11 protein-coding genes are annotated in these 13,705 nt (G+C 65.2%); 4 read left to right on the forward strand and 7 right to left on the reverse strand.

Annotated elements, in window-relative coordinates; all coding sequences use genetic code 11:
* Window positions 1-64: 64 nt before the first annotated feature.
* Complete coding sequence (locus KO539_RS07805) at window positions 65-901, forward strand: universal stress protein (protein ID WP_035822427.1); 837 nt, start codon at window positions 65-67, stop codon at window positions 899-901.
* Window positions 902-970: 69 nt separating this feature from the next.
* Window positions 971-1,837, forward strand: a complete 867-nt coding sequence (locus KO539_RS07810; protein WP_219308247.1) for a hypothetical protein — start codon at window positions 971-973, stop codon at window positions 1,835-1,837.
* 51 nt (window positions 1,838-1,888) lie between these two features.
* Here the strand turns inward: KO539_RS07810 and KO539_RS07815 are convergent, their stop codons facing one another.
* From KO539_RS07815 to KO539_RS07825, 3 genes are all read right to left on the reverse strand, one after another.
* A complete protein-coding gene (locus tag KO539_RS07815) occupies window positions 1,889-4,207 on the reverse strand; it encodes an NADP-dependent malic enzyme (protein WP_035822433.1) in 2,319 nt (772 codons plus the stop codon).
* A gap of 174 nt (window positions 4,208-4,381) precedes the next feature.
* Window positions 4,382-4,762, reverse strand: coding sequence for a hypothetical protein (locus tag KO539_RS07820; protein WP_219308249.1), 381 nt, complete (start codon window positions 4,760-4,762; stop codon window positions 4,382-4,384).
* A gap of 33 nt (window positions 4,763-4,795) precedes the next feature.
* Complete coding sequence (locus tag KO539_RS07825) at window positions 4,796-6,001, reverse strand: MFS transporter (protein WP_219308250.1); 1,206 nt, start codon at window positions 5,999-6,001, stop codon at window positions 4,796-4,798.
* Window positions 6,002-6,121: 120 nt separating this feature from the next.
* Here KO539_RS07825 and KO539_RS07830 point away from each other — a divergent pair, with 120 nt between their 5' ends.
* Entirely contained in the window at window positions 6,122-6,643 is a 522-nt protein-coding gene (locus KO539_RS07830) for a MarR family winged helix-turn-helix transcriptional regulator (RefSeq protein WP_219308251.1), read from the forward strand.
* Here the strand turns inward: KO539_RS07830 and KO539_RS07835 are convergent.
* Window positions 6,640-7,245, reverse strand: a complete 606-nt coding sequence (locus KO539_RS07835) for a hypothetical protein (RefSeq protein WP_219308252.1) — start codon at window positions 7,243-7,245, stop codon at window positions 6,640-6,642. The genes KO539_RS07830 and KO539_RS07835 overlap by 4 nt on opposite strands.
* An 89-nt stretch (window positions 7,246-7,334) precedes the next feature.
* Here KO539_RS07835 and thiL point away from each other — a divergent pair, with 89 nt between their 5' ends.
* On the forward strand, window positions 7,335-8,315 hold the full coding sequence (gene thiL, locus KO539_RS07840; RefSeq protein ID WP_219308253.1) for a thiamine-phosphate kinase: 981 nt from the start codon (window positions 7,335-7,337) through the stop codon (window positions 8,313-8,315).
* Between the two features lie 6 nt (window positions 8,316-8,321).
* On the opposite strand, the gene KO539_RS07845 is transcribed toward thiL, so the two are convergent.
* Genes KO539_RS07845 through KO539_RS07855 form a run of 3 tightly spaced genes read right to left on the reverse strand, consistent with a single transcriptional unit; the run spans window position 8,322 to window position 13,459 of the window.
* Window positions 8,322-10,910 carry an EAL domain-containing protein gene (locus KO539_RS07845; RefSeq protein ID WP_219308254.1) on the reverse strand — a complete coding sequence of 863 codons (2,589 nt, stop codon included), beginning with the start codon at window positions 10,908-10,910 and terminating at the stop codon, window positions 8,322-8,324.
* Window positions 10,907-12,937, reverse strand: a complete 2,031-nt coding sequence (locus KO539_RS07850) for an ATP-binding protein (RefSeq protein ID WP_099401719.1) — start codon at window positions 12,935-12,937, stop codon at window positions 10,907-10,909. Before KO539_RS07850 ends, KO539_RS07845 begins: the two co-directional genes overlap by 4 nt.
* Window positions 12,938-13,459 carry a YfiR family protein gene (locus KO539_RS07855; protein WP_035822448.1) on the reverse strand — a complete coding sequence of 174 codons (522 nt, stop codon included), beginning with the start codon at window positions 13,457-13,459 and terminating at the stop codon, window positions 12,938-12,940.
* Window positions 13,460-13,705: the final 246 nt, after the last annotated feature.

The following is a 13,705-nucleotide window of genomic DNA, read 5'->3' on the forward strand; positions in this document are numbered from 1 at the left end:
CAATGCTGGACTTGCCCCTGTTGCCGTTCTAGCCTTGTTGCCATCCTGACTAGCGAATGACACCATGGCCTATAAATCCATCCTCGTCCACGCCGACCTGTCGCGCCATGCGCCGCAGCGCATCGCCATCGCGGCGCGGCTGGCGCACGCGCACCAGGCGCACCTGATCGGCGCAGCCATGACGGGCCTGTCGCGCTTTTACGTGGAAAACAACCGCGGCATGCGCGGCGGCGCCGTGGCGGCGCAGATTTCAGCCCTGCACGGGCAGGCGGAACAGGCGCTGGCCCAGTTTGAAACGCTGGCGCGCCAGGCCGGCGCCGCCTCGCTGGAACGGCGCCTGATCGAAGACGATGAAGATGGCGGCATGGCCGTCAGCGCCCGCTACAGCGACTTGACGGTGCTTAGCCAGCACGACGACAGCGAAGCCCTGCCCGGCGCCATGAGCGACCTGGTGCCCTACGTGATGCTGAACGCGGCCCGTCCTGTGCTGATCGTGCCGCGCAGCGGCCAGTTCGCGCAAGTGGACAACACCGTCGTGGTGGCCTGGGATGGCAGCATGGAAGCGACGCGCGCCATTGGCCACGCCCTGCCCCTCTTGCGCGCGGCGCGCCTGGTGGTGCTGGCCCTGCTGCACCCGCCGGCCGGCCACGCGCAGCCGGCGCGCCACCCGGGCGCCGACATCGCCGCCTACCTGAGCCGCCATGGCGTGCCCGTCGAAGTGCGTTCGGCCACCACCACGGGCGACATCGGCGCGGCGCTGCTGGCCATGGCCGCCGAAGTGCATGCGGACTTGCTGGTGATGGGCGGCTACGGCCACGCGCGCTTCCGCGAAATTTTATTGGGCGGCGTGACGGAAACGATCTTGCGCCAGATGACGGTACCGGTGCTGATGGCGCATTGACGTCAAGCGCGCCATGTTTATTTGCTAAATAGCTATAATTGCCTGATTACTTACCTCAAGGCAATGTACATGAAGCAACAACTGCTCAACTGGAGTAGCACCCTGGCGCCGTTCGGCAGCGACCTGCTGTGGACGGTCCTGCCGTGGATGCTGCTGTATGGCGTGATCGGCTTTGTGCTGGCGCTCGGCATCTGCTACCAGCTGGCCAGAAAATGCCTGCTGGTGCGCCGCCCGCCCGCCTGGCATGTGGCCGCCAAGCTCAGCTATGTGTTGATCCTCGTCGCGCTGCCGCTCCTCGGTGGCGGGTTTGGCGCCGTGCACAGCGTGCACCGCGTCGTCAACCAGGCCCTTGAGCGCGACCTGCAGCCGGTGGTCGAAGCGCAGATGCCGGCGCTGCGCGTCTACCTGGAACAGCAGGTCAGGCTGATCGCCCCGGGCCAGGCTATCAGCATGCGCAGCCTGATCGAACCCTTCGTGCAAGACATGTATTACCGGCCTACATCCGACAGTTACTGGGAACGCAGCAAGGCACGCTGGATCAATGAATTCATCTTGCGCCGCGGCAGCGTGCTGCTGACGCAGGTGCTGCAGGAACAGCTGATCGCCAGGGCAACTGTGCTGGGCGAAGCGCTCAAGGGCGCCGGCTTCCGTGGCCAGGCGACGGGCGACCTGGCCAGTCTGGGCACCGACCTGGCAGTGCGCCTGACCACCGATGTGGCGCGCCAGGCCGATTTCAGCAAACTCGACAAATCAGTGCCGATGATTTTCATCGACGCCGTCAAACGCCAGGCCGGCGCCTATTTCAATTCGCTCAAGATCACGCTGGGCCTGCTCGCGCTGGCCGCGCTGCTGCTGGTGTGGGGCGAGATCATGTTGTACCGCCACTATTACCTGCGCCGCCATCCGGCCACGGCCCTGCCCGTGCCACCCATGTAAAAAAGCCGCACCTCCTTGCGGACGGGGCGGCTTTTCATGTGCTGCTAAGGCTTAGGCTTTACGCTGGGCGACAGCATCCACGACGCACAGCGCCGTCATGTTGACGATGCGGCGCACGGTGGCCGATGGCGTCAGAATGTGCACGGGCTTGGCGCAGCCGAGCAGGATTGGGCCCACGGCGATGCCGTTGCCGGCCGCCGTTTTCACCAGGTTGTAGGCGATGTTGGCCGACTCGATGTTCGGCATGACGAGCAGGTTGGCGTCGTTCTTCAGTGCCGAATTGGGCATCAGTTTTTGACGCAGCTTGCTGTCGAGGGCCGTATCGCCGTGCATTTCGCCGTCGATTTCCAGGTCCGGCGCGCGTTCCTTGACGATGGCCAGGGCGGCGCGCATCTTTTGCGCCGAAGCGCTGTCGCTGGAACCGAAGTTCGAGTGCGACAGCAGGGCCGCGCGCGGCGACAGGCCGAAACGGGTCATCTCTTCGGCGGCCATGATGGTGATCTCGGCCAGCTGCTCGGCGTCCGGGTTTTCATTGACGTGCGTGTCGACCATCACCAATTGACGCTCCGGCATGATCAGGACGTTCATGGCGGCATACACGTTGCTGCCGGCGCGCTTGCCCAGCACCTGGTCGATGTATTTCAGGTGCAGCTGGGTGGTGCCGAAGGTGCCGCAGATCATGCCGTCGGCGTCGCCCTTGTGGATCATCATCGAACCGATCAGGGTGTGACGGCGGCGCATTTCCAGCTTCGCGTATTCCTCGGTGACGCCCTTGCGGCTCGTCATCGCGTAATACGTGTTCCAGTAATCGCGATAGCGCTCGTCGAAGTCCGGGTTGATGACGTCGAAGTCGACGCCTTGTTTCAGGCGCAGGCCGAACTTCTGGATGCGCGCTTCGAGCACCGGTGGACGGCCGACCAGGATGGGACGCGCCAGTTTTTCATCGACCACCACTTGCACGGCGCGCAGCACGCGCTCTTCTTCGCCTTCGGCGTAGACGATGCGTTTGAGTTCGGCCGGCGTGGATTTCGCCATCAGGAACAGCGGCTTCATGAAGGTGCCGCTGCGGTAGACGAATTGCTGCAGGCTGTCCGCGTACGCTTGCAAGTCCTTGATCGGACGCGTCGCAACGCCGGAATCCTCGGCCGCCTTGGCCACCGCTGGCGCGATCTTGATCAGCAGACGTGGATCGAACGGCATCGGGATCAGGTACTCAGGACCGAACGACAGGTTGCTGATGCCATAGGTGGTGGCCACGATGTCCGACTGCTCGGCATGCGCCAGGTCGGCGATCGCGTGCACCACGGCGATTTCCATTTCGCGCGTGATCGTCGTCGCACCGCAATCGAGGGCGCCGCGGAAGATGTACGGGAAGCACAGCACGTTGTTGACCTGGTTCGGATAGTCCGAACGGCCCGTGGCGATGATGGCGTCGCTGCGCACGGCCTTGACTTCTTCCGGCAGGATTTCCGGATTCGGGTTGGCCAGCGCCAGGATCAATGGGTTCGGCGCCATCTTGCGCACCATGTCTTGCTTCAGCACGCCGCCGGCGGAGACGCCGAGGAAAATGTCGGCGTCCGGGATGATCTCGGCCAGGGTGCGCAGCGGCGTGTCTTGCGCGAAGCGTTCCTTGTCCGGGTCCATCAATTCCGTGCGGCCCTTGTAGACGACGCCGGCCAGGTCGGTGACGTAGATATTTTTCAGCGGGAAGCCCAGGTCGACGATCAGGTCCAGGCAGGCCAGCGCCGCGGCGCCCGCGCCCGACACGACCAGCTTGCAGTCCTCGATTTTCTTGCCGACGGCTTTCAGGCCGTTCAGGATGGCCGCGCCGACGATGATGGCGGTGCCGTGCTGGTCGTCATGGAAGACGGGAATCTTCATGCGGTCGCGCAGCTGGCGCTCGATGTAGAAACACTCGGGCGCCTTGATGTCTTCCAGGTTCACGCCGCCGAAGGTCGGTTCCAGCGAGGCGATGATGTCGACCAGCTTGTCCGGGTCCATCTCGTTGATTTCGATGTCGAAGACGTCGATGCCGGCGAATTTCTTGAACAGCACGCCCTTGCCTTCCATCACCGGCTTGGCGGCCAGCGGGCCGATATTGCCCAGTCCCAGCACGGCCGTGCCGTTGGTGATGACGGCCACGAGGTTGCCGCGCGCCGTATATTTATAGGCATTCGCCGGATCGATGACGATTTCTTCGCACGGTGCCGCCACGCCTGGCGAGTAGGCCAGTGCCAGGTCGCGCTGGTTGGTCAGTTGTTTGGTCGGCGTCACGCTGATTTTGCCGGGGCGCGGGCACTCGTGATACTCGAGTGCGGCCAAGCGCAATTGTTGACGCAATTCTTCTTTTTTATCAGATGACGAATCCATGCTGTGCTGCCTTCCTGTTTGGTCGATCGGGTGTTCCGGATTTTATCAGACCGATTCTTTCAATTAGCTAGGTATTTTCCGCTAGCCACAGTCTGATATCACGAAAACGCATAACCTAGCATTGTAAGGCCGTCCGGCGGCACAAACGTCCTGAACAGGAAAAACTATCGAATTTTAAATTTCAATTAGTTTTTGTGATGGATCATCCGAGGCGCGCCACAGCGGCAGCGCGGCGACGGCGCGCTCGATATCGTCCATGTCGTCCGCGCCCAGGGTGCTGTCGAAGGGCGCGGACAAAATGCTGCGCATCAGCGCCAGACGCGTCGTCGCTTGCTGCGCGTCGATGAAGCGCGTCGTCTCCGCGCAATACCGCGCGCGGCGCTCGGCATCGGCGCCGTCATCGTCGCCATCGGGATAATAATGGCGGCCGATGTGATGCAGCGACTGCAGCAGGAATTCGATCTCGCGCAGGATGCGCAGCGCATCCTCGCCGGACAGCACGATGCGGCGGTTGGCGGGCAGCAGGGATGGTGGCGTGGCGGGATGGTCAGCCATGGCGGATCTTTCTATCAAGGACAAGCCGACAGCCTACGCGATTTTTGCCGCTGGTGACGCCAACCGCGCACCGGGCGCGAAGCGCACGGCGATCAGCAACAACAGCACCACGCCGCCCGCCATCACCATCCACGCCTGGGCCAGGCTGGACGAGTGCTGGCGGATCAGGCCGGCAATGAACGGCATGCTGCTGGCGATGATGTAGCCGCCCCCCTGCACAAAACCGAGCAGCGCGCCGGCGCCGGCCGGGTCACGCACGTGGTCCATGCTGACGATCAGCGACAAGGGGAACAGCGAACCGATGCCGCAGCCCAGCAATATCACGGCGGGCAGCGCCAGTTGCGCGGGCGCCACGATCAGGCAAGCCAGGCCGGCCAGCACGGACAACAATACGGACAATAACAGGATGCGGCGGTCGGGGAAGCGGTGGATGACGCTGGAAATCACCAGTCCCGCCAGCACTTCCACCAGGGTCAAGGCGCCAAGCAGCAAGCCGCTGTCGGCCGCGCTCCAGCCCAGCTCCGTATAAAACGGCGGCAGCCAGGCCAGCACCAAGGTGTAGGCGCCCGTGCCGATGCCGAAAAACACCATCAGCAGCCAGGCGCGGCCACTGCCCACGGGCAGGCTGGCGCCCGCGCCGCCGGACACGTCCACGCGCGAAGCGGCTGCGCGGCGCCACAGCAGCGCGGCAGCCACGGCGGGCAGCGCCCACAGGGCCAGCAGCGCCTGCCAGCCCAGCGATTGGGCCAACGGTGAAGCGGACGCGGCGGCAATGGCCGCGCCGCCCATGATGCCCGTCGTATAAAAGCCCATCAGCTGGCCTGCCCGCTCGGGGAAATGGCGCTTGATGAAGGCCGGCAGCAGTGCCTGCACCAGCGCGATGCCCAGGCCGCCCAGGGCCGCCGTGGCGATCAGGCCGCCGCTGCCATGCAGAGGCCAGCGCAGCGCGCAGGCGGCGGCGATGATGGCGATGCCGATACCGATGCCGCGCGCCACGCCGAGCCGGCGCTGCAACTGCGCGCCCGCCAGCGCGCACACGCCCATGGCAAACACGGGCACCGTGGTCAGCAAGCCCGCGTCGGCATTGCTGAGGCCCGTGCTGGCCTGGATGCTGTCGAGCAAGGGGCCGATGGCGGCCAGGATGGGCCGCAGGTTCAGCCCCAGCAAGATGATGGCGGCCACCAGCAGGGCCGAAGACAATGAAGAAGAAGGGGAGGCGGCAGGGCGTGTTGAAGGCATAGGATAGTCCTTGCCTCGCTGGGAGGCACATGGTTTAATGCGTCATCAAATATGACTCGATGAAAAGTATCTTAACATAAAGATAGAAATCTATCTTGAGGTCAAGATAAATGGATCCCCATGACAGACACCCCGCAAGAACACACGCGCGCGCAATTTGCCGCCGCACAATGGCAACGCGAGCTGCCGCAGATGGATACGCGCGCCATGCAGCTGGTGGGCCAATTGGGCACGGTGGCGCAGCTGATGGCGCGCGACTGGCTCAACCCGCTGTTCGCCGAACACGGCTTGCAGCCGGGCGAATTCGACGTGCTGGCGACCTTGCGCCGCTCGGGCGCGCCCTACAGCCTGACGCCGACGGCCCTGTACGAAGCGGCCATGCTGTCCTCGGGCGGCATGACCAACCGCATCGACCGGCTGGAAGCGGCCGGCCTGATCGAACGCCAGAAGCACCCGACGGACCGGCGCGGCGTGCTGGTGGCCCTGACGCAAAAGGGGTTGGAGTTGATTGAAAAGCTGGTGCTGCTGCACGTGGAGAACGAGCGCGCCATGCTGTCGGCGCTCAGCGCCGACGAGCAGCGCCAGCTCGACCAGTTGCTGGCCAAGCTGCTGCACGGCATGGCGCAGGCGAAGAAAATTTAAGCGAGCAGACTCGCCAGCTCGCGCAGCGCCGCATTGCCGCGCCGGGCCAGGCGCTGCAGTTCGGCAGGGTCGCGGCTGTCGTACAGGGCCTGGACATGGCGTGCGCTGGCCGCGCGCAAGTCGATATCGCTGTCGCGGTCGGGAAGCTGGGCATCAGCCACGTGGCCCTCGGCCAGGGTCAGATAGTAATGGCGTGGCTTGCCGCGCAAGTTGGCGGCAAACTGCAGCACCAGGCCATTCTCGAACAGCAGGGCGCCGCTGCGGCCACCTTGTTCCAGCAGCACGCGAAACGCCGGCAAGGGCTGCCGCGCCGCGCGCAGGAAGCCGGCCAGGTGCACCTGATCACCGAGGCCCAGGCCATTCGCGACCAGTTGGCCGCGCTGCAGAAACGCCTTGAACAATGCGTGCACGGGCCGGCCGGCGCGACGGAACAGGCGCTCGTCCTCGTACAGGCACAGCTGGTCGACGTCGCTGACGGGATAGAAGCCGTGCGCCACCAGCTCCTGCGCCTCGAAAGTGCTCAGGCCGACGGCTTGCGGGTCGCGCAAGCAGCCATGATCGAGCCAGGATTGCAGCAAGAAGTGAATATCGAGGATGGGCATGGCAAGCGGATCGGCAGTGGCAAAGGCGCCTATTGTAGGCCAGCCTATAATAGCCGGGCCACACCCTCATTCAACGAACTGACCACGCCATGGCCCCACACGACGCGCTTTCCGAATTCGACCTGATCAAACACTATTTCGTGCGCCAGCGCCCCGGCCGCGCCACCCTCGGCATCGGCGACGATTGCGCGCTGATGACACCCGGCGCCGGCAAGCAGATCGCCATCTCGTCGGACATGCTGGTCGAGAACCGGCATTTCTTTGCCGGCGCCGACGCCCGCATGCTCGGTCACAAAAGCCTGGCCGTGAACCTGTCCGACCTGGCCGCCATGGGCGCGCGTCCCGTGGCATTCACGTTGGCCCTGGCGCTGCCGCAAGCCGAACGCGCCTGGCTGGCCGGCTTTGCCGACGGCCTGTTTGCGCTGGCCGACGCGTTTAATTGCGAACTCATCGGCGGCGACACCACCAAGGGCCCTTTGAATATCTGCATCACCGTGTTCGGCGAACTGGCGCCGGGCCAGGCCCTGCGCCGCAGCGCGGCCGTGGCGGGCGACGACATCTGGGTCAGCGGCACCCTGGGCGACGCGCGCCTGGCGCTGGCCGGCTACCGCATGGAACAGGCATTGTCGCCAGCCGACCTGGCCACAGCAGGCGCGCGCATGCACATGCCCACGCCGCGCGTGGCGCTCGGCTGCGCGCTGGCCGAAGCGGGCCTGGCGCATGCGGCCATCGACATTTCGGACGGCCTGGTGGGCGACCTGGGCCACATATTAAAAGCGTCGCAAGTAGGCGCCACCCTCGACGTCGACGCCCTGCCCGCCGGCCCCGTGCTGGCGCGGCAAGACACCACCCTGCGCCGCCGCTACACGGCCGCCGGCGGCGACGATTATGAACTGTGTTTCACGGCGCCCGCCACGTCGCGCGCGGCCATCGCCGCGCTGGCGGCCAGCTGCGGCACGCCTGTCACCAGGGTCGGGCGCATCGAGGCGCACACAGGCTTGCGGCTGGTGGATGCAAATGGGCAGCCGCTCGACCTGCAGCTGTCTTCTTTCGACCATTTCAGCGCATAAGGACGGCTAACGCACCGCCACGCGCGCCAGCCCCGGCTGGTTCACCATCCAGTAGTGTTGAAAAGCCAGGCGGATATTGTCGCGCAGCTGGGTGTCGTCCCACGGTTTCGTATAGAAACGGTAGATGGCGCCCCGGTTGATCGAGTCGAGCACCGCTTCGAGGCCCGTGTAGCCGGACAGGATGATGCGGATGGTTTCCGGGTACAGTTCTTTCACCTTGCTCAAAAACTCCGTGCCGCTCATGCTCGGCATGCGCTGGTCGCAGACGATCACGTGCACCCGGTGCAGGGCCAGCATTTCAAAGCCTTCGGCCGGCGTGCTGGCCGTGAGGATCTGGTAGCCCTCGGGACGGAACAGGCGGTGCAATGACGACAGCACGTTGACGTCGTCATCGACGATGAGCAGCGTTTGCGCCGGTTGCGCGGCCGGGTCGTGGCCGGGCGGCAGGCCGGCGCCGGCGACGATCATCTGTCCCAGCTCCAGCGCCGGCAGGGCGCGGCTGAAATAGAAACCCTGGATTTCGTCGCAGCGGTTGCGCCGCAGGTATTCGAGCTGCGGGCGCGATTCCACGCCCTCGGCCACCACGCTCAGTTTCAGGCTGTGCGCCATGCTGACGATGGCCAGCGCGATGGCCGCGTCATTCGGATTGCTGGTGATGTTGCGCACGAAGGCGATGTCGATTTTCAGCTTGTCGATGGGGAAGCGCTGCAGATACGCCAGGCTCGAATAGCCGGTGCCGAAATCGTCGATGGCTACCTTCACGCCGATTTTCTTCAGTTTGCCCAGTACGACGATGGTGCGCTCGGCATTCGACATCAGCGCCGTTTCCGTCAGTTCCAGTTCCAGCAATTCCGGCGCCACGCCATGCTGCGCCAGCGCGCGCGTCACTTCGCCTTCCAGGTCGCCTTCGGCAAACTGGCGGCTCGACACATTGACGGCCACGTGCACGGGTCCCACTTCGCTGTCGCGCCACTCGGCGATCTGGCGGCAGGCGGCCTGGATCACCCAGGCCCCCACGCGCACGATCAGTCCCGTGTCTTCCAGCACCGGCACGAATTCGGCCGGCGCCACCAGGCCGTAGCCGGGACGACGCCAGCGCAGCAGCGCTTCGACGCCGCTGATGCGCCCCGTGCGCAAATCCACCTTCGGTTGGTAGTACAGGATGAACTGCTCGTGTTCGAGCGCATGGCGCAGCGCCAGTTCCAGGTCCAGGCGCGCCAGCACCTGCACGTTCATGCCGGCCGTGAAAAAGCGGTAGCCGTCGCGGCCCGCCTGCTTGGCGCCGCCCATGGCCGTATTCGCGTATTTGATCAGGGTTTCCGGGTCGGTGGCGTCGTCCGGATACATGGCGATACCGATGCTGGCCGTCAGGGTGGCCGCATGGCCGCGCAAATCGAATGGCGCGCGCAAGGCTTCGCGCACCTGGTTGGCCACGGCCACGGCTTCCTGCTGGTTGCGGCTCATGGTGAGTATCAACGCGAATTCGTCGTTGCCCAATCGCCCCACCGTGTCGCGCAGGCGCACGCATTCGACCAGGCGGTTGCTGAACTGGCGCAGCAGCTCGTCGCCCAAGGCCGCCCCCAGGGTGTCGTTGATGCTTTTAAAACGGTCGAGCGCGATGAACAGCACCACGATGCGCCAGCTTTTCTCTTGCGCCAGTTCCACGGCCTGGGCCAGCGTCTGGTAAAACAGGCTGCGGTTCGGCAGCCCCGTCAAGCCATCGTAATGGGCCAGGTGCTTGAGGCGCTCCTGCGCCTGGCGCCGCTCGCTGATGTCGCGCGCCACGGCGATCAGCAGCAGACCACCCGTGGCCGCAGCGCCAGGATAGCCGCCCGCCACAGGCGCCTGCGCATACCAGTGCCAGCCCAGCTCCACAGGGATCAGGCTCAGATCGCGCCGCACCAGTTCGCACTCCGTCACTTCCGTGGCCAGGTGGGCCGGGCCGCCCGGCAGCGCGGCCAGCGGCGGGGCCGGCGGCGACGGCAGCAAGGTGCCAGGGGCCAGCGCCAGCAGTTCGGTGCGCGCATAGCCGAGCAGGCGGCACGCGCCGTCATTGACGTCGACCAGGGTCATGCCCACCACGTCGACGAGAAAGATGGCGTCGGTCGTGGCGTCCATGGCGCCGCGAAAGCGCTGCAGTTCGGCCGTGCGCTGGCCCACCGTGCGTTCGAGCAGGGTGTTGTAGTGGCGCGCGGCGCGGTGCAGCAGCCGCACTTCGAGCATGTTGCGGATGCGCGTGAGCACCTCGAGCGCATCGAACGGTTTGCTGATGAAGTCGCGCGCGCCCGCTTCCAGCGCCGCCAGCTTGGCGTCCGGGTCGGCGGCGATCACCAGCACGGGCAAATAGCCTTCCAGTTCCAGCGGGCGCAAGGTATCCATCACCTCGTAGCCGCTCATGCCAGGCATCACCAGGTCGAGGATGATCAGGTCGAACTGGTGGCGCTGGTGCAGGCCGGCCACGGCGTGCGCGTCGAGGGTGCTGGTGAGGGCCGTGTAGCCGCCGCTGTGCAGCAAATGCTCGAGCAGGCGCAGATTGACTTCCTGGTCGTCGACGATGAGAATTTTCGCCGCATAGATATCGGCCTGGCTGATCATGGTGCGCCGGTTCCCTTCTGCCGGCGCTGCTGCGCCACATAGGCCAGGGTGCTGTTGATCGCCTCGGTAAATTCATCGAGGTTGATCGGCTTGGTCAGGTAGCGGTAAAAGCCCAGCGCCAGGCTGCGCTCGACGTCGCCCGGCATGGCGTTGGCCGTCAGGGCGATGACGGGGATGTGCGCCGTGCGCGGATCGGCGCGCAGCAGTTTCAGCGCGTCCGTGCCGTTCACGTTCGGCAGGTTGATGTCCATCAGGATCAGCTGCGGCAAGTGCGTGCGCGCCATTTCCACGCCCAGGCGGCCATCGGTCGCCGTCAGCAGTTGCAATTGCGGGCAGTAGCGCACGATTTCCTCGACCAGGGTCAGGTTGGCGGGGTTGTCTTCCACGTACAGCAAGGTCACGGGGGCGCTGTGCTCGAGCAGCGCGCCGGCCAGGTCCGGCCGCGGCAAGGCCAGCGTGTCGGGTGCGGGCAAGGCGTCGACCACGCGCAGCTCGATCCAGAAGGTGCTGCCCTCGCCGGGCACGCTGGTCACGCCGATGCTGCCATCCATCAGCTCGACCAGGCGCTTGGTGACCACCAGGCCGATGCCGCTGCCTTCTTCCGTGCCGCCTTCCTGCCCCAGCCGGTTGAAAGGCTGGAACAGCAGCGCCACCTGTTCGCCGTCGAGGCCCACGCCCGTATCGCGCACGCTGATGCGCACCCGCCCGCCCGCCTGCGGCGCGCAATCGATGGCCACCTGCCCCCGCTCGCGGTTGTACTTGAGCGCATTCGACAGCAGGTTCAGCAGGATTTGCTTGAGGCGCGTGCGGTCGGCCAGCACGTTCAGGGGGCAGGCGTCGGGGAAGGCCATGCCGATGCCGCGCTGGCTGGCCAGCGGCGCGATCATGTCGCGGCATTCCTGCAAGATGGCGTCCAGGCCCACGGGTTCGAGCGACAGGCTGACCGTGCCCGATTCCACCTTCGCCAGATCGAGGATTTCATTGATCAGGGTGAGCAAATGGCGTCCCGATTTCAGGATATGCCCGGCGAACTCCTTCTTTTGCTCGAGGGTCGACGGCAGACGGTCGGAACTGAGGATTTGCGCGAAGCCCAGGATGGCGTTGAGCGGCGTGCGCAATTCATGGCTCATCGACGACAGGAACGCCGACTTGGCATAGTTGGCGCTGCGCGCCTCTTCCATCGCCATGGCCAGTTCGCCATTCGTCATTTCCAGCTGCATCGTGCGCTCGTGCACGCGCACTTCCAGTTCCTGGTTCAGGCGCATGACTTCCTGCTGCGCCTCGGTGCGCTGTTCGCCTTCGCTCGCCAGTTCGCCGTTCGAGCGCTCCAGCGCCTGCGTGCGCAGCTCGATCTCGGCCAGCATCTTGTTGAAGGAATCGACCAGCTGCGCCACTTCATCGACGCTGAGCTTGCGCGCGCGGCGCGAATAGTCGCCCGTCTCGATCACTTCGCGCGCCACGTCGGCGATATCGAGGATCGGCTGCGTGATGACGAAATCGAGGCGGCGCAGCAGCAGCAAGGCCACCAGCAGCGCCAGCACCGTCACGCTCAGCGCGATGGCCAGGTAATCGGCCGTGCGGCCGGCCAGTTCATAATCGGCGCGCAGATACACGGTGCCCAGCAGTTCGCCATTGTCGACGATGGGCTTGAACAATTCGACGGATTTGCCCGCGATGCTGACGCCTTCCTTGCCCGCCATCGACGGCAGCTCGCCCACGTGCTGATGCGCGCGGTAGCTGGCAAACAGGCTGCCGTCGGCCTTGTACAGGGCGCCGGCCGTGACGCGCGGACGGATGCGCATCAGGTTGAGGTTTTCCAGCGCCAGGCGCTCGTCGTCGAAGGCCAGCGCGGCCGAACTCATGTGCCCCAGCAGCTCGGCCTGGGTACTGATGTCGGCCACCAGGTTGCGGTGGTAGGCGCGCAAGTCGTAGACGACGATGGTGCCCAGCGAAATGACGAGCGCCACCAGGGTGGTCAGCAAGACCACCGACATCAGCTTGTGGCGGATGGAACGCAGTCTGATCATCTAGGCGCCTCCCGTCTGCACGCGGTAGGCGGCCAGCAGCATGCGCGCGCTGATGCGGATATGCGCCTGCGCCACGGGTTTCAAGGCCACGTCGAAGCGGACCTTGTCTTCGGCCATCACAAAATTGATCATGCTGCCCATCGCGTAGACCTCATCCGAATCGGATACCGTCAGCAACGCCAGGCCACGGCTGGCGGCCAGCATTTCCTGCAGCGCCGTTTTCTCCAGCGCGCCCAGGTACAGCACGTGCAGCCCGGCCAGCGTTTCGCCGCGGCGCACTTTTTTCACTTGCACGGCGCGGCCGTTGACGCTATGCCCGGCCACGCTCTGTTCGAGCTGCTCGGCCAGCGCATCGGCGCCCGCCACGCCGATCACCAGCGGAGAGTCGGGCCGGGCAAAGCTGCCGTCGGGCCATTCGACAAAGCCGGCAAACTTGTACAGATACCCGGCCTTGACCTGGCGTTCCAGCTCCCCCGGCACCTGTGCCCGCGCATCGGCGCACAGCACGCCCAAAAGCAGCAAAAGCCAGCCCCAGCGAAGAGGGAGGCGGCGGCCGCGCACGGGGCGGCGCAGGGGGCCAGGATGACGCCACCAGGTCCAGTTCAGAATTACCATGACAACCGAGTAAAGATAATGCAATCCGAAGGCGCGGCACCATGCCGCTTGCCTGTTCGAGCGATGCGCACCCGGGTAGCGCAGCGGCGGCCCGCCTGCCGGCCCGAAGTGGTAGCAAATGTATAAAAGAGTGTACGCATTTTCGCTGTGACC

Origin of the sequence: Janthinobacterium sp. NKUCC06_STL, assembly GCF_019345455.1 — a bacterium.
Lineage (GTDB): Bacteria > Pseudomonadota > Gammaproteobacteria > Burkholderiales > Burkholderiaceae_D > Janthinobacterium > Janthinobacterium rivuli.

Excerpts from the sequence above, each read along its gene's own strand:
- KO539_RS07805 (WP_035822427.1), top strand. The coding sequence starts at position 65 with ATGGCCTATAAATCCATCCTCGTCCACGCCGACCTGTCGCGCCATGCG.
- KO539_RS07815 (WP_035822433.1), bottom strand. The coding sequence starts at position 4,207 with ATGGATTCGTCATCTGATAAAAAAGAAGAATTGCGTCAACAATTGCGC.
- KO539_RS07810 (WP_219308247.1), top strand. The coding sequence starts at position 971 with ATGAAGCAACAACTGCTCAACTGGAGTAGCACCCTGGCGCCGTTCGGC.
- KO539_RS07850 (WP_099401719.1), bottom strand. The coding sequence starts at position 12,937 with ATGATCAGACTGCGTTCCATCCGCCACAAGCTGATGTCGGTGGTCTTG.
- KO539_RS07830 (WP_219308251.1), top strand. The coding sequence starts at position 6,122 with ATGACAGACACCCCGCAAGAACACACGCGCGCGCAATTTGCCGCCGCA.
- KO539_RS07835 (WP_219308252.1), bottom strand. The coding sequence starts at position 7,245 with ATGCCCATCCTCGATATTCACTTCTTGCTGCAATCCTGGCTCGATCAT.
- KO539_RS07820 (WP_219308249.1), bottom strand. The coding sequence starts at position 4,762 with ATGGCTGACCATCCCGCCACGCCACCATCCCTGCTGCCCGCCAACCGC.
- KO539_RS07825 (WP_219308250.1), bottom strand. The coding sequence starts at position 6,001 with ATGCCTTCAACACGCCCTGCCGCCTCCCCTTCTTCTTCATTGTCTTCG.
- thiL (WP_219308253.1), top strand. The coding sequence starts at position 7,335 with ATGGCCCCACACGACGCGCTTTCCGAATTCGACCTGATCAAACACTAT.
- KO539_RS07845 (WP_219308254.1), bottom strand. The coding sequence starts at position 10,910 with ATGATCAGCCAGGCCGATATCTATGCGGCGAAAATTCTCATCGTCGAC.